Annotated in this window: 22 protein-coding genes; 15 read left to right on the plus strand and 7 right to left on the minus strand. The window is 68.5% G+C overall.

The window, feature by feature from the left end; all coding sequences use genetic code 11:
* Window positions 1–6 precede the first annotated feature (6 nt).
* The 5 genes from phnC to G0Q01_RS16945 all read left to right on the plus strand — a co-directional run bounded on the left by phnC (window position 7) and on the right by G0Q01_RS16945 (window position 4,686).
* Entirely contained in the window at window positions 7–825 is an 819-nt protein-coding gene (gene phnC / locus G0Q01_RS16925; protein WP_164195597.1) for a phosphonate ABC transporter ATP-binding protein, read from the plus strand.
* 50 nt (window positions 826–875) lie between these two features.
* A complete protein-coding gene (gene phnD, locus G0Q01_RS16930) occupies window positions 876–1,775 on the plus strand; it encodes a phosphonate ABC transporter substrate-binding protein (RefSeq protein WP_108966282.1) in 900 nt (299 codons plus the stop codon).
* Window positions 1,776–1,874: 99 nt separating this feature from the next.
* On the plus strand, window positions 1,875–2,741 hold the full coding sequence (gene phnE, locus G0Q01_RS16935; protein WP_164195595.1) for a phosphonate ABC transporter, permease protein PhnE: 867 nt from the start codon (window positions 1,875–1,877) through the stop codon (window positions 2,739–2,741).
* A gap of 1 nt (window position 2,742) precedes the next feature.
* The gene (phnE, locus tag G0Q01_RS16940; protein ID WP_164195592.1) at window positions 2,743–4,053 is read left to right on the plus strand and encodes a phosphonate ABC transporter, permease protein PhnE; all 1,311 of its coding nucleotides are present in this window, start codon (window positions 2,743–2,745) and stop codon (window positions 4,051–4,053) included.
* Window positions 4,054–4,686, plus strand: a complete 633-nt coding sequence (locus tag G0Q01_RS16945) for a chloramphenicol acetyltransferase (protein ID WP_164195590.1) — start codon at window positions 4,054–4,056, stop codon at window positions 4,684–4,686. It begins immediately after the preceding gene.
* Between the two features lie 48 nt (window positions 4,687–4,734).
* Here G0Q01_RS16945 and G0Q01_RS16950 read toward each other — a convergent pair whose 3' ends face one another.
* The 4 genes from G0Q01_RS16950 to phnF all read right to left on the minus strand — a co-directional run bounded on the left by G0Q01_RS16950 (window position 4,735) and on the right by phnF (window position 10,185).
* The gene (locus G0Q01_RS16950; RefSeq protein WP_164213674.1) at window positions 4,735–7,008 is read right to left on the minus strand and encodes a methyl-accepting chemotaxis protein; all 2,274 of its coding nucleotides are present in this window, start codon (window positions 7,006–7,008) and stop codon (window positions 4,735–4,737) included.
* A 120-nt stretch (window positions 7,009–7,128) separates the two neighbouring features.
* Window positions 7,129–8,094 (minus strand): substrate-binding domain-containing protein, encoded by a 966-nt coding sequence (locus G0Q01_RS16955; RefSeq protein WP_164195586.1) that lies wholly within the window; start codon window positions 8,092–8,094, stop codon window positions 7,129–7,131.
* 104 nt (window positions 8,095–8,198) lie between these two features.
* Window positions 8,199–9,380, minus strand: coding sequence for an alpha-D-ribose 1-methylphosphonate 5-triphosphate diphosphatase (locus tag G0Q01_RS16960; protein ID WP_164195584.1), 1,182 nt, complete (start codon window positions 9,378–9,380; stop codon window positions 8,199–8,201).
* A 76-nt stretch (window positions 9,381–9,456) separates the two neighbouring features.
* A complete protein-coding gene (phnF, locus tag G0Q01_RS16965; RefSeq protein WP_164195581.1) occupies window positions 9,457–10,185 on the minus strand; it encodes a phosphonate metabolism transcriptional regulator PhnF in 729 nt (242 codons plus the stop codon).
* Between the two features lie 114 nt (window positions 10,186–10,299).
* Between phnF and phnG the strand changes: the two genes are divergently transcribed.
* From phnG to phnN, 8 genes are all read left to right on the plus strand, one after another.
* Window positions 10,300–10,749 (plus strand): phosphonate C-P lyase system protein PhnG, encoded by a 450-nt coding sequence (gene phnG / locus G0Q01_RS16970; RefSeq protein ID WP_108966269.1) that lies wholly within the window; start codon window positions 10,300–10,302, stop codon window positions 10,747–10,749.
* Complete coding sequence (gene phnH / locus G0Q01_RS16975; protein WP_370457250.1) at window positions 10,749–11,330, plus strand: phosphonate C-P lyase system protein PhnH; 582 nt, start codon at window positions 10,749–10,751, stop codon at window positions 11,328–11,330. The genes phnG and phnH overlap by 1 nt, the downstream gene beginning before the upstream one ends.
* On the plus strand, window positions 11,330–12,421 hold the full coding sequence (locus G0Q01_RS16980; RefSeq protein ID WP_164195579.1) for a carbon-phosphorus lyase complex subunit PhnI: 1,092 nt from the start codon (window positions 11,330–11,332) through the stop codon (window positions 12,419–12,421). Before phnH ends, G0Q01_RS16980 begins: the two co-directional genes overlap by 1 nt.
* Window positions 12,418–12,822, plus strand: coding sequence for a hypothetical protein (locus G0Q01_RS16985; protein ID WP_108966265.1), 405 nt, complete (start codon window positions 12,418–12,420; stop codon window positions 12,820–12,822). The genes G0Q01_RS16980 and G0Q01_RS16985 overlap by 4 nt, the downstream gene beginning before the upstream one ends.
* Window positions 12,819–13,688 (plus strand): alpha-D-ribose 1-methylphosphonate 5-phosphate C-P-lyase PhnJ, encoded by an 870-nt coding sequence (locus G0Q01_RS16990; RefSeq protein WP_164195577.1) that lies wholly within the window; start codon window positions 12,819–12,821, stop codon window positions 13,686–13,688. The genes G0Q01_RS16985 and G0Q01_RS16990 overlap by 4 nt, the downstream gene beginning before the upstream one ends.
* Window positions 13,685–14,455, plus strand: a complete 771-nt coding sequence (gene phnK, locus G0Q01_RS16995; protein ID WP_164195575.1) for a phosphonate C-P lyase system protein PhnK — start codon at window positions 13,685–13,687, stop codon at window positions 14,453–14,455. The genes G0Q01_RS16990 and phnK overlap by 4 nt, the downstream gene beginning before the upstream one ends.
* Window positions 14,456–14,519: 64 nt before the next feature.
* Window positions 14,520–15,203 carry a phosphonate C-P lyase system protein PhnL gene (gene phnL / locus G0Q01_RS17000; RefSeq protein ID WP_164195573.1) on the plus strand — a complete coding sequence of 228 codons (684 nt, stop codon included), beginning with the start codon at window positions 14,520–14,522 and terminating at the stop codon, window positions 15,201–15,203.
* Entirely contained in the window at window positions 15,200–15,754 is a 555-nt protein-coding gene (gene phnN, locus G0Q01_RS17005; protein WP_164195571.1) for a phosphonate metabolism protein/1,5-bisphosphokinase (PRPP-forming) PhnN, read from the plus strand. Before phnL ends, phnN begins: the two co-directional genes overlap by 4 nt.
* Here phnN and G0Q01_RS17010 read toward each other — a convergent pair.
* The gene (locus G0Q01_RS17010; protein ID WP_164195568.1) at window positions 15,736–16,419 is read right to left on the minus strand and encodes a DUF1045 domain-containing protein; all 684 of its coding nucleotides are present in this window, start codon (window positions 16,417–16,419) and stop codon (window positions 15,736–15,738) included. The two genes, phnN and G0Q01_RS17010, sit on opposite strands and share 19 nt — an antisense overlap.
* A gap of 72 nt (window positions 16,420–16,491) precedes the next feature.
* Here G0Q01_RS17010 and G0Q01_RS17015 point away from each other — a divergent pair, with 72 nt between their 5' ends.
* The gene (locus tag G0Q01_RS17015) at window positions 16,492–17,637 is read left to right on the plus strand and encodes an alpha-D-ribose 1-methylphosphonate 5-triphosphate diphosphatase (protein ID WP_164195566.1); all 1,146 of its coding nucleotides are present in this window, start codon (window positions 16,492–16,494) and stop codon (window positions 17,635–17,637) included.
* Window positions 17,638–17,830: 193 nt separating this feature from the next.
* Here the strand turns inward: G0Q01_RS17015 and G0Q01_RS17020 are convergent, their stop codons facing one another.
* Both G0Q01_RS17020 and mazG read right to left on the minus strand, forming a co-directional pair.
* Window positions 17,831–18,832 carry a Fe(3+) ABC transporter substrate-binding protein gene (locus tag G0Q01_RS17020; protein ID WP_203595056.1) on the minus strand — a complete coding sequence of 334 codons (1,002 nt, stop codon included), beginning with the start codon at window positions 18,830–18,832 and terminating at the stop codon, window positions 17,831–17,833.
* Between the two features lie 91 nt (window positions 18,833–18,923).
* Window positions 18,924–19,796, minus strand: coding sequence for a nucleoside triphosphate pyrophosphohydrolase (gene mazG / locus G0Q01_RS17025; protein WP_164195563.1), 873 nt, complete (start codon window positions 19,794–19,796; stop codon window positions 18,924–18,926).
* A 63-nt stretch (window positions 19,797–19,859) separates the two neighbouring features.
* On the opposite strand from mazG, the gene G0Q01_RS17030 reads away from it, so the two are divergent.
* Window positions 19,860–21,020 carry a M20 aminoacylase family protein gene (locus G0Q01_RS17030; RefSeq protein WP_164195561.1) on the plus strand — a complete coding sequence of 387 codons (1,161 nt, stop codon included), beginning with the start codon at window positions 19,860–19,862 and terminating at the stop codon, window positions 21,018–21,020.
* Window positions 21,021–21,067 lie beyond the last annotated feature (47 nt).

Genomic DNA, 21,067 nt, shown 5'->3' on the forward strand with positions numbered 1-21,067 from the left:
GAAATCATGCTCACCGTCGAGAACCTGACGAAGCGCTTCGGCGCGAACACCGCCGTGGACAGGGCGAGCTTTACGGTCGACCGTCCGATGATGATCGGCATCATCGGACGCTCCGGCGCCGGCAAGTCGACTTTTTTGCGGATGATGAACCGCCTCACCGACGCCACCGAGGGCAAGCTGGTCTTCGAGGGCCGCGACGTGCTGCAGCTCAAGGGCAGCGAGAAGCGGCTCTGGCAGTCCGACTGCGCGATGATCTTCCAGCAGTTCAACCTCGTGCCGCGCATGGACGTGGTGTCGAACGTGCTGCACGGCACGCTCGCGCGCCGCAACACGCTGGCGACGATGTTCAACCTCTACCCGCGCGAGGACGTGCACCGCGCCATCGACATCCTCGAGCGGCTCGGCATCGCGGCCCATGCGGCCAAGCGCGCCGAGGCGCTCTCGGGCGGTCAGCAGCAGCGCGTCGCCATCGCCCGGGCGCTGATGCAGGATCCCAAGGTGGTGCTGGCCGACGAGCCCATCGCCTCGCTCGATCCGATGAACGCCCAGCTGGTGATGCAGGACCTGCGCCGCATCCACGACGAGGACGGGCGCATGGTCATCGCCAACCTGCACACGCTGGATACGGCGCGGCGCTACTGCGACCGGGTCATCGGCATGCGCGACGGGCGGATCGTCTTTGACGGCACCCCGGCGCAGCTGACCACCGGCGTGGCGCGCGACATCTACGGGGCGGGCGCCGATTTTTCGGAGAACGCCACCTCTACCGAGATCCGCGACCCCGTGGTCGCGGCGGAAATCCGGGCTGCGGAAGTCGCGGTCTGATCACCCGGGCCCATCGGGACGGGCCCAATACCTGACATGAGGGACAGAAGATGAAGAAACTGATCGCAGCGGCTCTGGCCAGCACCGTGCTCGTGGGCGCCGCCCAGGCACAGGAGATCACCGAATTCCGCCTCGGCATCCTCGGCGGCGAGAACGCCCAGGACCGCATGACCTCGAACCAGTGCTTCGCCGAAAAGATCGCCGAAGCGCTCGGCGTCGAGGTGAAGGTCTTCACCCCGGCCGACTACAATGGCGTGATGCAGGGCCTGCTCGGCGGCACCATCGACGCGGCCTGGATGGGCGCCTCCTCCTATGCCGGCACCTACATTGCCGACCCCGAGGCGGTCGAGCCGGTGCTGGTCAAACAGAACCTCGACGGCTCAATCGGCTACTATTCGATCGGCTTCGCCCGCGCCGACAGCGGTGTGACCTCGCTCGAGGACCTCAAGGGCAAGAAGTTCGGCTTCGGCGATCCGAACTCGACTTCGGGCTACCTGATCCCGTCGATCGAGATCGCCGCGGCCGGCTATGACATGACCCCGGGCACCTACTTCGGCGACGTCGTCTTCACCGGCGGCCACGAGCAGACCATCGTCGCGGTCAACAATGGCGACGTCGAGGCAGGCGTGACCTGGGCCGACGGCCAGGGCAACTGGGAAGACGGCTACAACTCGGGCGCGCTGCGCAAGGCCGTGGACGCCGGCCTCGTCGACATGAACGACCTGGTGCAGATCTGGCAGTCGAACATCATCCCCGAAGGCCCCTTCGTGATCCGCAAGGCGCTGCCGCAGGACGTGAAGGATACCGTCACCGAGCTGACCGCCAACCTCTGGGAAGAAGACCCCGACTGCGCCTACGGCGTTGCGGCGGGCGATGCCAAGGACTTCATCCCGGTGACCCACGCCGAATACGAGTCGATCGTCGCGGCACGCCGTTCGAAGATCAACTGATCACAAGAGCCGAGGGACCCCGCCGCCGTGCGGGGTCCTTTTCGTTTACCGGTCGCGCGGGCGGCATGCGCCGCCCGTTCGCCGCTGCAGGACCCGTTGATGACCCAGACCCCAGACGCCCCGCACGACACGCGCGGCCACTACATGGCCCTGATGGCGCAAAGGCGCCTTTATGGCGGGCTGACGCTCGCGCTCTTTGCCCTGCTCATGATCTCCGGCTTCATGCTGGCCGACGCGCGCAACGCGGGCGGGTTCTGGAGCGGCCTGCCGCAGATCTTCGACTTTCCCGCCGACGTGATCGCCGACACCCTGCCCAAGCTCGACCGGCTGCCCGGCCACCTCGTGCGCTACTTCCCGGCGCTGGTCGAGACGATCAACATCGCCGCGGTCTCGACGCTGCTGGGGACGGCCGGGGCCATCGTGCTGTCGCTGCTTTCGACCCGGGGGCTGGCGCGCTGGCCGCGTCTGATCCCTGTGTTTCGCCGGTTCATGGACATCCTGCGCGCCGTGCCCGAGATCGTCGTGGCGCTGGTGCTGATCTTCGTGCTGGGCGGCGGGCCGGTGCCCGCCATGCTCGCCATCGCGCTGCACACCGCCGGGGCGCTCGGCAAGCTCTTCTCCGAGGTCAATGAAAACGCCGATCTCAAGCCGGTCGAGGGCCTTTCCTCGGTCGGGGGCACCTGGCTTCAGCGCATGTGGCTGGGCGTGGTGCCGCAGGTCTCGCCCAACTACTTCAGCTACGCGCTGCTGCGCTTCGAGATCAACATCCGCGCTTCGGCCATCCTTGGCTTCGTCGGGGCGGGGGGCATCGGCTACGAGCTGCGCAACGCCATGGCCTGGGGCAAGGGCCGCTTCGACGAGGCGGCGGCGATCTTCCTGCTGCTCTTCCTGACCATCGTCGTCTTCGACCAGCTTTCGAGCCATGTGCGGGGTGCCATGATCTCGTCCAGCAAGGGAGGCCACTGAGATGGCTGACGCCGCGCTCTACGCTTCTGCCGACCGGCTCTTCCGCCGCAAGAGGCTCCTCGCCTTCGGCCTGCCCGCCGTGATCCTGGCCTATCTGGCCTATATCTTCTTCGCCTTCGACTTGCCCGGGCTGGCCGAGCGGGCGCGCTGGGACAATGCGCGCACGCTGCTCGCCGACACCTGGAGCTACAAAACCCATGTCACCCGCGACAACCGCAGCGGCGCCGTCGCCGTCGCCATCGAGGGCGAACGCAAGGGTGAATACCCCGAAGGCACGACGCCCGACTGGGTCATCCCGCAGGACGGAGGCGCCATCCGCGTTGCGCTGGAAGGCGGGCAGGAGGTGATCCTGCTGCCCGGCAACGGCTTCCGCTGGGACGTGCCGGGCTTTGGTCTGATCGAGGCGCGTCTCGAAGGCCGCAATATCGTCAGCAACCTGCCCGAAGACGGCCTGCCGGAGTGGATCTCGGCATCGACCTCGCGGCTGCAGGTCACCACCGACGGCGCGCGGGTCTCGCTGACCCGGTCCAAGACCGAGCTCTTCCGCTACTTCCCGGGCTGGGAGCTGTTCTTCTTCACCCTCGACAGCCCCTATCACGGGCATGGCCTGGGCGAGATCCTCTTCGGCACGCAGATCGACCCCGCGCGCGGCAACCTCGCCGGCGCCTGGCAGGACTTCTGGGGCAACGCCATGTGGCGCCACAGCGACGTCGCCTGGGCGCTTTTCGAGACGCTCCTCATGGCCTTCCTCGGCACCATGGGCGCGGCGCTGGTGGCCTTGCCGCTGGCCTTCCTGTCGGCGAAGAACTTCGCGCCGCTCATGGCGCTGCGCTTCGCCGCCCGCCGGGTCTTCGACTTCCTGCGCGGCGTGGACGGGCTGATCTGGACCATCGTGCTGAGCCGCGCCTTCGGGCCGGGGCCGATGACCGGGGCGCTGGCGATCCTGCTCACCGACACCGGCTCCTTCGGCAAGCTGTTTTCCGAGGCGCTCGAGAATGTCGACGGCAAGCAGATCGAGGGCGTCGCCTCGACCGGGGCCAAGCCGATCCAGCGCTACCGCTTCGGGGTGATCCCGCAGGTGGTGCCGGTGCTGGTCAGCCAGGTGCTCTACTTCCTGGAATCCAACACCCGCTCGGCGACCATCATCGGCGCGATCACCGGCGGCGGCATCGGTCTGCTGCTGACCCAGGCGATGATCACCCAGAAGGACTGGGAAGAGGTGACCTATTACATCATCCTGGTGATCCTCATGGTTATGGCGATGGACAGCGCCTCTGGCTGGCTGCGCCGCAAACTCATCAAGGGGCTTTGAATGCCGCGTCTTGGACCTGATCCCTTCATCCACCCCGACTGCGAGATCACCGGCTCGGAACTTGGCGCCTATGTCGAGATCGGTCGTGGCTCGCGGCTGAACCGGGTGGAGATGGGCGACTATTCCTACTGCGACCGCTACGCCGATCTGGCGAATGTCACGGTCGGCAAGTTCGCCAATATCGCCAGCTTCACCCGCATCGGGCCGACCGACCACCCGATGGGCAATGCCTCGTTGCACCATTTCCTCTATCGGTCCGAAGACTATTGGGACGACACCAGCCGAGACGAAGACTTCTTCGCCGCGCGTCACGCCCGCCGCGCCTGCATCGGCCATGACACCTGGATCGGGCATGGCGCCGTGGTGCGCCCGGAGGTGACCATCGGCCATGGCGCGGTGGTCGCTTCCTCGGCGGTGGTGACCCGGGACGTGGCGCCCTATACCATCGTCGCCGGGGTGCCCGCGCAGCCGCTGCGCCCACGGTTCGCGCCGGAGGTGGCAGAGCGCATGGTGGCGCTGGCCTGGTGGGACTGGCCGCACGGGGTTCTGCGCGCGCGCCTGGCGGATTTCCGGGCCTTGCCTGCAGAGGCATTTCTCGAGAAATACGAGACGGAACCGGTCGACCCCGCCTGATCCGGCCGGGGTCGACGACGCTTCACGCTCGCGCCGGGTTGCCAGGCCTCAGGCAGAGGCGGCGTGTCGGGTCCCGGCCGTTTCCGCGGACCAGTCTTCGGCGCGGCTGCCGAGTTTGAAGCGGCCGACGTTCTGCCGAAGCGCCTGCGCGGCCTCGCGCAGGTCCGAGCTGGCGGCGGAGGTCTGCTCGAACATCGCCGCGTTCTTCTGGGTTGTCATGTCGAGCTCGCTCACCGCGCTGTTGAGTTCCGACAGGCCGGTGGACTGCTCGCGCGCCGACTCGGCGATGGTGGTCACGCGGTCGGCGATGGTGCGGATCGAGTCGATGATTTCCTTCAAGGCGCCGCCGGTGCGTCCGACCAGCCGCACGCCGTTCTGCACGTGGTCGGACGAGGCGGTGATCTGCGTGTTGATCTCGCTGGCCGCCTCGGAGCAGCGCTGCGCGAGCAGCCGCACCTCGGAGGCGACGACCGCGAATCCCCGGCCCGCGTCTCCGGCCCGCGCCGCCTCGACCCCGGCATTGAGAGCCAGCAGGTTGGTTTGAAAGGCGATGTCGTCGATCACTCTGATATTGCCTGAGATTTGCTGGAACGCGGCTTCGATGACGCCGATCGCCTCAATGGTCTCGCGGACGACTTCGCCGCTGGCCTGCGCGTCCTCGCGCGCCTTTCCGACGAGGCCGTCCACCTCGGCGGCGTTCTTCGCCGACTCCGAGACCGAGGCAGTGAGCTGGTCGAGCGCGGCGGCGGTTTCTTCGACCGTGGCGGCCTGGCGTTCGGTGCGCTGGCCCAGCTCTTCGGATGCCTGGGTGATGTGATCGACGTCGTGGTTGATCGCCTCGGCGCTTTGCGACACATCGATCATCGCCTGCTGCAACCGGTCTGTCGCGCGGTTGAAATCGGTGCGCAGGCGCGCGTAGTCCTCGGGGAAATCCTGCCTGACGGTGCTGCCGAGATCGCCCTCGGCAAGTCGGGAAAGGGCTGTCTGCAGCGCCGCCACCACGGACGCCTGTGCGCTTTGCATCGCGGCGCGGGTGCTGGCGCCGGATTGCAGGTCATCCCGGCTCTGCCGTAGGTCGCGGCGCAGGGCGTCGAGGGCGCGGGCGATGCGGCCAATCTCGTCGCCGCGTTTGCGCGCCGGGATCTCGGTGTCGTACTGACCCGCCGCGACCTCGCCCACGGCGGCGGTGATCCGCCCCAGCGGGCGGGCGATGTTGCGCGCCGCGAGCACCGCAACCAGCAGGGCGACGATGAGCGCCGGCACCGCGGCACGCACCAGCTTGCCGAGCAGGGCACGCGGTCCTGCCGCGATCACCTCGGAAGGTTCCGCGGCGAGCAGCGCCCAGCTTGTGCCGCCGGTCGCCTCGGGCGGGCCGAGGCGGACCGGCTGGAAGGCCGCGAGAAAGCTCTCGCCACCCGGCAGCGCAAGCTCGGTGACGCCGCTCTCGCCGGAGAACGCGGCGCTGATCGCCGGATTGTCCGGCGCGGCGCTGCCGAGTGCGCCGGTCCCGCCGGAGAGGCTGCCGGTGCTGCGCCGGGTGTGATCCGGCCCGATCAGCGCGATACGCGTGGTGGCGGTGAGCGCCGAGGGCATGGCGAGGATCTTTCCGATCTCCGCCTCATCGAGTTCGAAGACCAGCGCCGCGACCAGATCCCCCCATTCATTGTCCAGCGGCAGCGCCACAAAGCCCGCCACCGCGCCGCCGAGCGCCGGCTCCGCGGTGAAATCGGCGAAGCCGAACGCCGCACCCTCGGCCAGCGCGGCGCGGACCGCAGTGCCGAGCGCGCCGCCGTCCTCGCCAAGACTCGTGGCGAAATTCCCCTGCTTGCGCACCGAGTAGATCACATCGCCCGCGGCCGAGACGATGAGCAGGTCGCGCAGGTCCAGGGTCTCGACATCGTTGCGGAAGGCAGCATGGAATTTCTTGTGGAAAAGCGAATAGGCGGTGGTGTCCGGCGCCTCTTCCAGGGCATCGCGGGCCTCGGGCGGGTTGGGGTTTTCATCGACGTAATTGCGCCGCAGGTGGTCGTTCGCCCCGGGACCAAGGCTGTTGTAGGTGCTGAGAAAGCTGCTCGCTGCCTCGATGGTGTGGGCTTGCGTCGCGATGTCGCCGAGCGCGCCGAGCTTGTCGTCGAACCAATCTTCGAGCAGCGCGGCGCGGGTGTCGCGGACGGCGGCGAGGCGGAAACTCACCTCCTGCATCAGCTGCGCGAGCGAGACCTTGTAGGCAATTGCCCCCGCGACGCCGAGGCAGCCGATCGCGATCGCGATCATCAGGAGGGGCAGTTTGAGAGCGACAGAGAGGCTGCGCAGGCGGGACATGGCGTGTTCCTGTTGCTGCTGGCGGGGTTCGGGCGGCGCGCCCGCCGGTGGGATCTTTCAACCATGAAAGGCTGAACAAGCGCCTAACCGGCGCGGCTCTGGCATTGTCACGCGGGACAGTCAGTCGCCCAGCACGAAAGCTGACGTCATGTTGCCGGCCGTGCCGGCGTCGATCAGCAGGCAGTCGAAAAACTGGACCTCGCGCTTTTCGCGGGGTTTGCCGGTGCGGATGTAGTGGTCCGCCTGGCGCACCGCCTCCTCGGCGAAGAGGGCGACGGGTTGCAGCACCGTGTAGACCAGCTCGCCCGCGGCCACCGCGGTCACCGCGTCGGGCGAGCCGTCGAAGCCGCCCACCGTGACCGAAGCGAGCCGCCCCGCCTCCTTCAGGGCGGCGACGGCACCAAGCGCCATTTCGTCATTGCCGGCGATCACCCCGGTGATCTGCGGATGGCTGGCCAGGAGTTTCCGGGTTTCCTCGTAGGCGCGCGTGCGGTTCCAATCGGCGGGTGTCGCAGCGACGCGGTGCAGCCCCTCCGCCGCGCCGAGGATATTGGCAAAGCCCTTGGACCGGATGGCGGCATTGGGATCGGCGGCGGCACCGAGCAGCTCCACGTAACTGCCTGTTTCGCCCATCGCCTGGAGCCAGCGGCGCGCGCCGAGTTCCGCCCCCTGCGCGTTGTTCGACAGGAGCTGCGCCACCGCGAGGCCTGGCATGGCCAGGCCCGCGTTGACGATGAAGACGGGAATGCCCGCCGACTTTGCCCGCCTGACTGTCTCGGCGGAGTCGGTGGCGTCGGCGGGGTCGAGGATGATCGCATCGACCCCGGCGGCGATGGCGGCGTCCACCCGGGCGCCCTCGATCAGCGGATTGCCCTCATGCGCGGTGACGACGGCCTTGTAGCCGAGTTCGGTCGCCGTGGCCTTCGCCACGTCCCCCTCTGCGGCCCAATAGGGGTTCTCGGGGTTGTTGACGATGATGCTGATCCGTCCCTCGGCCCGTGCCTGCGCCTGCGCCTGCGCCGTGGCGAGCAGCAGCGTCAGCAGCAGCAGATGGCGCAGCCTGCGAAGGAGAGCGGGGCGGGGCATGGCACGGACTCCTGTCTCCGGCGTGGTCGGGGGTGCCGGGGTCTTACGACAGGAGAGTTGAACAACCGCTTAAGGCGACGACGGCCTGAAGCCGCCGGCCGGCGTTACTCGGCGGCCATGCGCCGGCGCTGCATCGCCGAGACCAGCCGGGCGCCCGCCTCGCCGGCGAGATAGGTCAGCCGGCCGCCGCAGACCGTCGCCTCGATGGCACGGCTCTCTGCGTTCACCACCACGAAGTCGGCGCGCTTGCCGTGCTCGAGGCTGCCACGGTCGACCAGTCCCATGATCTCGGCCGGGGTGGTCGAGATCATCGCCCAGGCCTCGGGCAGCGTCTTCATCCCCTTGTCAACCAGCGTCCAGGCGGCCTCGGCCAGACAGGGGTAGTGGTAATCCGAGACCAGCGCGTCGCAGAGCCCGTCGGCGATCAGGTGCTGGGCCGAGACATTGCCTGCCTGGCTGCGGCCGCGCACCACGTTGGGCGCCCCCATCAGCACCGGATCGTTGAAGGCGCGGGCGAGCTTGGCAGCACTGACGGTGGTCGGGAACTCCGCGATGCGGGCGCCGATCAGACGGTAGTATTCGCGGGTGTCGCCGTCCGGATCGTCGTGGCTGCCGTAGCGGATGTCATGGGCGTCGAAGCTCTCGGCCAGCGCGCAGAGGTGCCGGGGCACATCGCGCGAGCGGGCGCGGGCCTCCCGCAGCCGGGCGACGAAGGTCTGGGGCGTCTCGCCGGCACGCTCGGCCCAGAGCGCGAGCCGGTGCGGATCGCGGTCGGCGACCTCGAGCGCCTCGGGCAGGTGATCGTTGAACACCACGTAATCGACCCCATGCGCGAGGATTGCGGCGAGCATGCGCGCGCGCGTGTCGGGCATATGGGTCTCGCAGCGGATCTGCAGGCGCAGGTCGGTGTGGGCCTGCGGGCGGTAGGCGGTGAGGGCGGCCATCACCTCTTCGGCGAACTCCGGGCCGCGCATGCCGCCCTCCCAACTCCAGCACTGCGCCAGCCAGGCGGTGGTGACGCCATGGGCGGCGGCCTCGCGATCGGTCCAGCGCAGGCCGGCGAGGATCGGGAAGAGGGCCGAGGGGCGCGGCGCGATATGGCGCTCGAAGGCGTCGCCGTGCAGGTCGATGATGCCCGGCAGAATGAGGTTCCCCGAAAGGTCCACCTCGGGGAGCGGTCCCTTGCTGATCACGCCGCCCTCGATCACCAGAGAGCGCTTCTGCATCTCGCCGTCGCGCAGGAGGGTTGCGCCGGTGAGACGCAGGGGAGGGAGTAGGGCCGTCATGTCTGTCACCCGCCATGGCTGCTCTGGGGTTTCAGGCGGTTCTACCCGGCGTCTGTGTCATGGGCGTGACGGCGGCTCACCTTGCGGCGCCTGTATCCTCATGGCTGATCGTGAGCGCCACGCGGTCGCCCGCGAACCAGGTGTGCCCTTGCTCCACCGGCGCGCCGTCGGGGCCGAGGTTGATCGAGGTCGAGCGGAGCAGCGGCTCGCCCTCGCGCAGGTTGAGGTGCAGCGCCTGCATGGCCGAGGCGGGTTCGGCGGTGAGCCGCGTCTGCGCGCGGGTGTAATCGGTGATGCCATGGCGGCGCAGCGCTTCGGTGACCGAGTTCACCTCGCGCAGGGTCTCGTCGAGGCCGGGCAGGCGGCCGATGGGGAAGAGCGAGACGAAATGTGCCATCGGGACGCCACCGGCCAGAGAGACGCCCTCGAGCACCAGAAGCGGCTCGCCGGGATCAAGCTGCAGCGCTTCGGCCTCGGTGCTGTCGGCGGGGCGGGTTTCCATCCGCAGCAGCCTGCGGTCGGGCAGCCGGCCCGAGGCGCGGACGTTCTGGCTGAAGCGCGTGCGCCCGCCAATCGGGTAGTCCATCGGCGCCATCCGCACGAAGACCCCGGCGCCGCGCCGGGAATGGGTGAGGCCGCGGTCGCCGAGGTCTTTCAGCGCATGACGCACCGTGTGCCGGTTCACCCCGAAGCGCGTGGCCAGCTCGGCCTCGGTCGGGAGCTTGTCGCCGGGGCGATAATGGCGGCGCGAGATCTCGCTTTCGAGGGTGGTGGCAATGGCGTGCCAGACGGGAGAGCGGGGCATGGTCGGACCTCTGTCACCGAAATTTCACGCGATGAGCCCTTGCCCGACTCGGGTCGAGCGGCGTATCACGTGTCTAGTTGTATAGTTATCTAGACAAATCGGCAAGGTGTCCAGATGGAAACTCCTGAACAGGAAATCGCCGCGCGGCAGGGCTGGATGGGCCTGCTGGCGCGTGCCCCGGCCGAGCGGCTTAACGCGCTGCTCGAGGGCGCGGAGCTGCCCGGCTTCGACTGGCTGCGGGTGCCCGAGACTGGCGGCGTCATGGTGCGCGGCCGCATGGGCGGCACCGGCGCGCCCTTCAACCTCGGCGAGATGACGGTGACCCGGTGCGCGCTGAGGCTGGAAAGCGGCGAGGTGGGCCATGCCCATGTGCAGGGGCGGGGCCGCAGCCATGCCGAGCGCGCGGCGCTGGTCGATGCGCTGATGCAGGGCCCGCGGGCCGAAGAAATGCAGGCCCGGGTGCTGGCGCCTCTGGCCGCCGAGGAAGCGGCGCGGCGCGCGGCGCGGGCGGCGAAGGCCGCGGCGACGAAGGTGGATTTCTTCACCATGGTGCGGGGGGAATGATGCAGTCCGACATTCTGACAGGCGATGTGCTCACGGGCGGTTTTGCCGACGCCCCCGTGCAGGCGGCGCGGGCCTTCCGCGCGGCGCTCGAGGCGATGGCACGGCCGGGCCGGATCGAGACGGTCGCGGGCGCCGAGGCGCCGGGGATCTCCACGGCGGCAGCGGTGCTCCTGCTGACCCTTTGCGACCGCGAGACGCCGATCCACCTCGCGCCCGGCTGCGACGGCGCCGCGCTGAAGCGCTGGATCGCCTTCCACATCGGCGCGCCGGTCGTGCCCGCCGAAGAGGCGATGTTCGCCCTCGGCAGCTGGGAGACGCTGAAGCCGCTGGACCGCTACCGCATCGGCACTGCCGAATACCCCGACCGCTCGGTGACGCTGATCGTCGAGGTGGACAGGCTGGAGAGCGCGGGCATGAAACTCACCGGCCCGGGCATCGAGACCGAGGCGGCGCTGACTCTTCCCGAGACCGGGGCCTTCAGGCGCAATGCGCTGCGCTTCCCGCTCGGCTGGGATTGCTACTTCACCGCGGACGACAAGCTGGCGGCGTTGCCGCGGACAACCAAAGTGGAGACGCTCTGATGTATGTGGCTGTGAAAGGCGGCGAGCGCGCGATCGACGCGGCGCATGACTGGCTGGCCGAGGAGCGGCGCGGCGATCCCGATGTGCCCGAGCTGACCGTGCCCCAGATCCGCGAACAGATGGCGCTGGCGGTGAACCGGGTGATGGCCGAGGGCTCGCTCTACGATCCCGACCTCGCGGCGCTGGCGATCAAGCAGGCGCGCGGCGATCTCATCGAAGCGATCTTCCTGATCCGCGCCTACCGCACGACCCTGCCGCGGCTCGGCCATTCCGCACCGGTGGACACCACCGCGATGCTCTGCGACCGCCGCATCAGCGCGACCTTCAAGGACGTGCCCGGCGGGCAGGTGCTGGGGCCGACCTTCGATTACACGCACCGACTGCTCGACTTCGCACTTGAAGCCGAGGGCGAGGCGCCACGCGCCCGCGCCGCCGAGCCGCGCCGCGAGCCGACGCCGCGGGTGACCGAGTTCCTGAACAAGGATGGGCTGATCCAGGACGAGCCGCGCAGCGACGCCCCGCCGCCCGACATGACGCGCGAGCCGATGGAATACCCGGCGAGCCGTCCGCTGCGGCTGCAGGCGCTGACCCGCGGCGACGAGGGCTTCGTGTTGGGCATGGCCTATTCCACCCAGCGTGGCTACGGCCGCAACCACCCCTTCGTCGGCGAGCTGCGCATCGGCGCGGTCGCGGTCGAGATGGAGGTGCCGGAGCTGGGCTTTCCGGTCTGCATCGGCGAGCTGACGCTCACCGAATGCGAGACCGTCAACCAGTTCGCCGGCTCCAAGACCGAACCGGCGCAGTTCACCCGCGGCTACGGGCTGGTCTTCGGCCAGACCGAGCGCAAGGCGATTTCCATGGCGCTCGTGGACCGGGCGCTGCGCTGGGAGGAGCTGGGCGAGGAGAACATCGGCGCCCCGGCGCAGGACGAGGAGTTCGTTCTGGCCCATTCCGACAATATTCAGGGGACAGGTTTCCTCGAACATATCAAACTGCCGCACTACGTCGATTTTCAGTCCGAGCTGGAACTGGTCCGCAAGATGCGGGCAGAGGCTCTGGGCACAGCAAAAATCAAGGAGGCTGCGGAATGAGCAAGGGTTATCACGGGGCGAAACTGCCCGAACTGCCGAAGGGTCAAGATTGGTACTGCGCCTTGGTCGAGGTGGTCCGCATGCCGGGCACGCCCTGTCCCTTTTTCGGAGATGACGAGGGAGAGGTGGACGAGGACGCGGCGCTGGCGGTGCTGTGGATTTGCCTTTCGGCCAATTCCCCGGCCGAGGTCGAGGTGCAGCTCTCCGAGCATGTCGCGGAATGCGGCGGCGTGGCGAGCAGCATCGAGGACGTGCGGCTGATTTCGGTCCCCTCGGACCTGCCGCTCGACGAGGACGGCGCAGTCGACGAGGGGCTTCTGGAAGCCTTCAGCGACCCCGAACTGGGCGACGAGATCGTCTGGGGTGAAATCTATCTCTTCGGCGAGGAGCCAGAGTCATGACCGATCAGGCCTACAACTTCGCCTATCTCGACGAGCAGACCAAGCGGATGATCCGCCGCGCGCTGCTCAAGGCGCTGGCGGTGCCGGGCTATCAGGTGCCCTTTGCCAGCCGCGAGATGCCGATGCCCTATGGTTGGGGAACGGGGGGCGTGCAGGTGACTGCCGCCTGCCTCACCCCCGAGGACCGGCTCAAGGTCATCGACCAGGGCGCCGACGACACCACCAACGCCGTCTCGATCCGCAAGTTCTTCGAGCGCACCGCCGAGGTGGAGACCACCGAGCACACCGCCGAGGCGACGGTGATCCAGACCCGCCACCGCATCCCCGAGCAGCCGCTCGGGGAAGGGCAGATCCTCGTCTATCAGGTGCCGATCCCCGAGCCGCTGCGCTTCCTCGAGCCGCGCGAGACCGAGACCCGCAAGATGCACGCGCTCGAGGAATACGGGCTGATGCACGTCAAGCTCTACGAGGACATCGCCCACAATGGCGCCATCTCGACGGCCTACGCCTACCCGGTGAAGGTCGAGGGCCGCTACGTCATGGACCCCTCGCCGATCCCCAAGTTCGACAACCCCAAGCTCGAAAGCGGGGCGATCCAGCTCTTCGGCGCGGGACGCGAGCAGCGCATCTACGCGCTGCCGCCACATACCAAGGTGGTCAGCCTCGATTTCGAGGACCATCCCTTCGAGCCCAGCAAGGCCGATCACGCCTGCGATCTTTGCGGCTGCGGCACCAGCTACCTCGACGAGGTGATCACCGATGATGCCGGCGGGCGGATGTTCGTCTGCTCCGACACCGATTTCTGCGCCTCGCGGCTGGCCCAAGGGCACCGTGGTGCGCTCTCCCCGCAGGAGGAACACGCATGACCCCGCTGCTTTCCGTTCAGGGCGTCACCAAGCACTACGGCGCGCGGCTCGGCTGCGGCGACGTGAGTTTCGATCTCTGGCCGGGCGAGGTCATGGGCATCGTCGGCGAGAGCGGCTCTGGCAAGTCGACACTGCTGTCGTGCCTCTCGGGCCAGCTCGCCCCGGATGCGGGCAAGGTGGTCTTCGACACCCGCGCGGGCGGCCCGCGCGACGTGCTCACCATGTCAGAGCCCGAGCGGCGGATGCTGGCGCGCACCGACTGGGCCTTCGTGCATCAGAACGCCCGCGACGGGCTGCGCATGGGCGTCTCGGCGGGCGGCAACGTCGGCGAGCGGCTGATGGCCGTGGGCGCGCGCAACTACGAAGGCATCCGCGAACAGGCCATCGACTGGCTGGGCCGGGTCGAGATCTCCGAGGACCGTGTCGACGACCGTCCGCGCGCCTTCTCGGGTGGCATGCAGCAGCGCCTGCAGATCGCCCGCAACCTCGTCACCGGCCCGCGGCTGGTGTTCATGGACGAGCCCACCGGGGGCCTCGACGTCTCGGTGCAGGCGCGGCTCTTGGACCTCTTGCGCGGTCTGGTGCGCGAGATGGGGCTCTCGGCGGTGATCGTCACGCACGACCTGGCGGTGGTGCGTCTGCTTGCAGACCGGCTGATGGTGATGAAGGGCGGGCGGGTGGTCGAGACCGGCCTCACCGATCAGGTGCTCGACGACCCGCAGCATGGCTACACCCAGCTGCTGGTGTCGAGCGTGCTGCAGGTATGATCCGGTCGGTGCCCGTGGTGCGGGCGGGGTCTGCGAATTTGGAAAGAGAAGAGGGACAGAAGCGATGATCCGGATCTCGGACGTGTCGAAGAGCTTCGTGCTGCACAACCAGGGCAGCGCGGTGATCCCGGTGATGGAGGGCGCGTCGCTCTCGGTGGCGCCCGGGGAATGCGTGGCGCTGGTGGGCAATTCCGGCGCGGGCAAGTCCACGCTGATGCGGATGATCTACGGCAATTACCTTGCCGGGGCCGGGAGCATCATGGTCGGCGATGTGGATGTGGCGAAAGCCGAACCGCGCGAGATCCTGACGCTGCGCCGCGAGGTGCTGGGCTACGTCAGCCAGTTCCTGCGCGTGGTGCCCCGGGTGCCGACGCTCGAGGTGGTGGCCGAACCGGTACTTGCCGCGGGCGGCAGCGCGGCGGCGGGCGAGGCGCGGGCGCGCGAGCTGCTGGCGCGGCTCAACATCCCCGAGCGGCTCTGGAGCCTCTCGCCCACCACATTTTCCGGCGGCGAGCAGCAGCGGGTCAACATCGCGCGCGGTTTCGCCCATGGCTTTCCGGCGCTGCTGCTCGACGAGCCGACGGCCTCGCTTGACGCCACCAACCGCGCCGTGGTGCTGGAGCTGATCACGGAGGCCAAGGCGCGCGGTGCGGCGATCATCGGCATCTTCCATGACGCCGAAGCGCGGAAGAAGGTCTGCGACCGGGAGATCGACGTCAGCGGATTTACCCCGGCGCGGGCGGCATGAGGGGGCGGGTCTTCGCCCTCGTCGGCCCGTCCGGTGTGGGCAAGGACAGCCTCCTCGCCGAGGCGGCGGCGCGGGTGCCGGGCCTGCACGTGGTTCAGCGCGTGGTGACCCGCGCGGCCGAAGCCGGGGGCGAGCCCTGCCTCGCGGTCTCGGAGGAGAGGTTCGAAGGGATGCTGAGAGAGGGCGACTTCGCCCTGCACTGGGGCGCGCACGGGCTGCGCTACGCCATCCGCTGGTCCGAACTGGCACTGCGCGCGGAGGGCCGCCCGGTGGTGTTCAACGGCTCGCGCGGCGCGCTCGAGCAGGCGGCGCAGGTGCTGCCCGAGCTCGAGGTGCTGCACGTGACCGCCCGCCCGGAGGTGCTGACAGAGCGGCTGGCGGCGCGGGGGCGCGAAAGCGCGGCGGAGATCGCGGCGCGGCTCTCTCGCGCGGCGCTGCCGCTGCCGCCGCAGATCAACCAGGGGCTCAAGGTGCACGAGATCGACAATTCCGGGCCGCTGGAGATCGCTGCGGCCCGGCTGGTCGCCCTGCTTCAGCCGGTGAGGGCGTAGCGGTGCAGCAGGTGGAAGCGCCCGTCCTCCGCCTCGCCGAAGAGGCACAGGTCGCGAATGTCGAACGGCTGCGGCAGCAGCGGGGCGAGCACCGGCTGCAGCGTCTCGGCCACCTGCTCGGCCTCGCCGAAGGCCAGCTTGCCAGTGAGCGTGAGGTGGAATTTGAACTCTTCCATCACATAAGGATAGCCCCAGCGCGCCAGGTTCGCTTCCTGCGCCGGGCTCAGGCGGCTGCGGCGGCGGCGCTCCAGCTCGGCGTCGGAAGGCGGCGCGCGGTGCGGGTCCAACGCCTCGACCACCTCGGCGGCGAGGCGCGCCAGCGGCATCGCATCGCCAAGGGGGGTCAGCGCGAGGAAACTGCCGATGCGCGTGAGCGCCAGCCCGGGCAGGGTGACCGGCGCCAGCCGGGCGGCCAGCGCGCCAAGGTCGGCGTGCAGCGCCTCGGCACTCCCGGTCAGCCGCATCGGCGGCTTCAGCGTGCCGTGGAAGCCGTATTTGCGCGGCGCCTCGGTGATCTCGGCGACGGGGCGCGGCAGCCCGGGCAGCGCCGGGTGCGGAACAAGGGCGCCGCGGGCGGGGTCCCAGCCCAGCCAGGCGGCGGCGAACTCTGCCAGCGGCCCCGGCTGCGGGGCGTAGTAGATGGCGTAACGGGAAAAATCATGCATGGCGCGCGTCATGACAGCGTCATGTCACAGTTGCATGACGGCGCAAAGAGCGCCGAGAGAAAGAGGTAGACCATGGCACGGACCATCCTGAGCAATGCGCGGATCGTGCTCGAAGACGAGGTGATCGCCGGCACGCTGGTGATGAACGAGGGACGGATCGAGGCGATCAATCCCGGAACGACCACCACGGCTGCGGAGGCCGAGGACTGCGACGGCGATCTGCTGATCCCCGGGCTGATCGAGCTGCACACCGACAACCTCGAGCGCCACATGCAGCCGCGCCCCAAGGTGACCTGGCCGCATATGGCGGCGATCCTCGCGCATGATGCCGAGCTTGCCGCCTGCGGCATCACCACGGTCTTCGACGCCATGCGCGTGGGCTCGGTGGTGACCGACCGAAAGTCGAAATACGGCAAATACGCGCGGGCTCTGGCGGGCGAGCTGCTCGCGGCGCGCGGCCGCGACATGCTCAAGATCAGCCACTTCCTGCACCTGAGGGCCGAGACCTGTTCGGAGACGCTGCTCGAGGAACTGGCCGAGTTCGGTGCCGAGGACCGGGTGGGCATCCTGTCGCTGATGGACCACACACCGGGCCAGCGCCAGTTCCGCGACATCGAGAAATACCGCGATTACATGTGCGGCAAGCACGGGCTGAGCGCCGATGACTTTGACGCCCATGTCGGCCACCTGACCCGGTTGCGCAGCGAACTCGGCGCGGCGCATGAGGCCGGGGCGGTGGCGGCGGCGCGGCGGCTCGGCGCGGTGCTGGCAAGCCACGACGACACGACCGCAGGGCATGTCGGGACCAGCCGTGACCATGGCGTGCGGCTGGCGGAATTCCCGACCACGGTCGAGGCGGCACGGGCCTGCAAGGCGGCGGGAATCGCGGTGATGATGGGCGCGCCGAACCTAATCCGCGGCGGCTCGCACTCGGGCAATGTCGCGGCAGAGGAACTGGCGCGGCTGGACCTGCTGGACATCGTCTCGTCGGATTACGTGCCGGCGGCGTTGATGGGGGCGGCCTTCCTGCTGGCGGACCTCTGGGACGACCTGCCGCGCGGCATTGCCACGGTGAGCGCGGCGCCCGCCGCCGCCGCGGGGCTGGACGACCGGGGGCGGCTTGCGCCGGGGCTTCTGGCCGATGTGGTGCGGCTGCGCCGGATCGAGGGGCAGCCCTGCCTGCGCGGCGTCTGGAGCCACGGGCGCCGGGTGGCCTGAGACGCCGGATATGCGGATTTGAAAAGAGAAGAAGGGCAGGCGCGCGTCCGGTCGTTCTTCTCTTGCAAAATACGTATGGGGTGAGCCGCACCGCGGCGAGGTGGCAGCGCCCCCTCGGCAACTGCATCCCCCGACCGCTGCAAGGAAAAAGGGCCCCGAGGGGGCCCTTTCGCGTCTTCGGCAGAGAATTGGCTCAGCCGTCGTAATCGACCTCTTCGACAAGCCGCAGCGCCGCGCCGCGCTGCTCGGCGAGGGTCATGAGGTTGGTGTCGTCGGCGGTGAAGCTGCCCCAGCCCTTGACCAGTTCGTCAGCCTCGGTACCGGGCGCGATCGGGTATTCGTAATTGGCGTGGGCATAGATTTCCTGCGCCTCGGGCGAGGTCAGGTATTCCATCATCTTCAGCGCGTTCTCGCGGTTCGGTGCCGATTTGGTCATCGCCACGCCGGAGATGTTCACATGGGTGCCGCCGTTCTCGAACTCGGGGAAGAGCACGTTGACCGAATTGGCCCATTCCACCTGCTCGGGATCGTTCAGCATCTGGCCCATGTAATAGGTGTTGCCGAGGCTGATGTCGCATTCCCCGGCCCAGATCGCCTTGACCTGCGCGCGGTCGTTGCCCTGCGGGCGGCGGGCAAGGTTGTCCTTCAGCCCCTGCAGCCACTCCTTGGCGTATTCTTCGCCGTGGTGGTGGATCATCGCCGCCACCAGCGCGACGTTGTAGTCATGGGTGCCCGAGCGGGTGCAGATGCGGCCCTTCCACTTCGGATCGGCGAGATCCTCGTAGGTGGTGACCTCGGACGGGTCCACGCGGTCCTTCGACGCGTAGACGATGCGGGCGCGCGTCGTCAGGCCGAACCACTGCCCGTCGGGGTCGCGGTATTGTGCCGGCACGTTTTCCTCGAGCACGGCGCTTTCGACCGGCTGGGTCACGCCCGCCTGCACGGCGGCGGCGAGACGCGAGATGTCGACGGTGAAGATCAGGTCGGCGGGCGAACGGTCGCCCTCGGCGACGAGGCGTTCCTCGAGGCCCTTGTCGATATAGGCCACGTTCACGTCGATGCCGGTGGCTTCGGTGAAGGCGTCGGTCAGCGGCTGGAGAAGCTCGGGCTGACGGTAGGAGTAGAGGTTGACCTCTTCGGCCAGCGCGGGGGCCGCGGTGGCAATCAGGGCGAGGGCGGTTCCGAGACGCAGCATCAAAGTCCTCCGGTCATGCTCGTGGTGTTGGTTCATCACTGTCAGCCACTTACCCGAGTGAAATTATCAGATCAATGCCCTATCGGAAAGATCAGGTATTTGTGTCGGCCTGCGGCCCGTCGGGGCGTGACGTGGCGCGAGCGGCTTTCTGCGCCTTTTCCGCCACCTTCGCCGCGTCCCAGAGCGCGTCCATCTCGGCCAGGTCGCTGTCCTCGGGGCGCTTGCCGCGGGCCTCGAGCGCGGCCTCGATGGAGTTGAAGCGGCGGGTGAACTTGGCATTGGCGCGGCGCAGCGCCTGCTCGGGGTCGATCTTCATGTGCCGGGCGAGGTTGGCCATGACGAAGAGCAGGTCGCCGAACTCCTCCTCTGCGTGGTCGGGATCGGTGGCCTCGCGCAGCTCCTGTGTCTCCTCGATCAGCTTGTCGATCACCTCGTCGGTCGAGGGCCAGTCGAAGCCGACACGGGCGGCGCGGTTCTGCAGTTTCACCGCGCGCAGCAGCGCCGGCAGCCCAAGCGCCACGCCATCCAGCACGCCCTTTTCCGCCTTGGCAGCGCGTTCGGCGGCCTTGATCTTCTCCCAGTCGGCCACCTGCTGGTCGGGGGACTTCTCGTTGCTCTCGTCACCGAAGACATGCGGGTGGCGGGCGACCATCTTGTCGGACATGGTGTCGGCCACCTCGTCGAAGCTGAACAGCCCGCGCTCCTCGGCCATCTGCGCGTGGAAGACCGACTGGAACAGCAGATCGCCAAGCTCGCCCTTCAGCTCGTCCCAGGCCTCGCGCTCGATGGCGTCGGCGACCTCGTAGGCTTCCTCGATCGTGTAGGGGGCGATGGTGGAGAAATCCTGCTCCAGATCCCAGGGACAGCCGGTCTCGGGGTGGCGCAGGCGGCGCATGATCTCGAGCAGACGGGGCATGCCGCCCTTGGGATCGTGGATCAGATCGTCACGCGGATCGAGGGTCATGGACATCTCCGGCAAATCGGTATTTGACCTTTTCCTGCTTCAAAGACCTTCAGGAGTCCACCCATGCCCATCGTGAACCGGATCGCGGATTACGCCGACGAGATGCGCACATGGCGCCGCCATCTGCACCAGAACCCCGAGCTGAGCCTCGACTGCCACGAGACGGCGGCCTTCGTCGTGGCGCGGCTGCGGGAGTTCGGGATCACCGAGATTCACGAGGGCATTGCCCAATCCGGCGTCGTTGCGATCATCGAGGGGCAGGGCGAGGGGCCGGTGACCGGCCTGCGCGCCGACATGGACGCGCTGCCGATGGACGAGGAAACCGGCGCCGAGCATGCCAGCCGTGTGCCCGGCAAGATGCACGCCTGCGGCCATGATGGGCATACCACCATGCTGCTCGGCGCGGCGAAGTACCTGTCGGAGACCCGCAACTTCGCGGGCAAGGTGGCGCTGATCTTCCAGCCCGCCGAGGAGACCATCGGTGGCGGGCGGATCATGGTCGAAGAGGGCATCATGGACCGCTTCGGGATCTCCGAGGTCTACGCCATCCACACCGACCCCTCGCTGCCTCTGGGCACCATGGCGACCACCCGCGGGCCGATCATGGCGGCGGTCGACGATTTCGAATTGGTGCTGACGGGCAAGGGCGGCCACGCGGCGCACCCCGACCTCTGCATCGACCCGGTGCCCTGCGCGCTGGCCATCGGGCAGGCGCTGCTGTCGGTGCCGTCGCGCAACGCCGACCCGCTGAAATCGCTGGTGGTCTCGCTGACCACGGTGCAGGGCGGCTCGGCCACCAACGTCATCCCCGAGACCATGCGTCTGGCCGGGACCATCCGCAGCTTCGATCCCGGCATCCGTGCCATGGCCGAACGCCGCCTGCGCGAGATCGTCGAGGGTCAGGCCATGGCCTATGGCGTCAGTGCCGACCTCGATTTCCAGCCGAACTACCCGCCGACCGTCAACCACGCCGCGCAGACTGACTTCGCGGTGGGGGTCGCCTCGGGCGTTGTGTCCGAGGTGCTGGACGAGATCGCGCCCTCGATGGGGGCCGAGGATTTCTCCTATATGCTCGAGGCGCGGCCGGGGTCCTTCCTCTACCTCGGTCAGGGCATCGGGCCGTCGGTGCACCATCCGAAGTTCGATTTCAACGACGAGGCCGCGCCGCTCGGCGCCTCCTATTTCGTGAAGCTGATCGAGACCCGGCAACCCTTGCGAACGTAAGGCTTTTCGGTCTTCATTGCGGGCAAGCAACGCCCCCGGCCGTCTGG

The organism is Salipiger sp. PrR007 (assembly GCF_010499845.1).
Classification (GTDB): domain Bacteria; phylum Pseudomonadota; class Alphaproteobacteria; order Rhodobacterales; family Rhodobacteraceae; genus Salipiger; species Salipiger pacificus_A.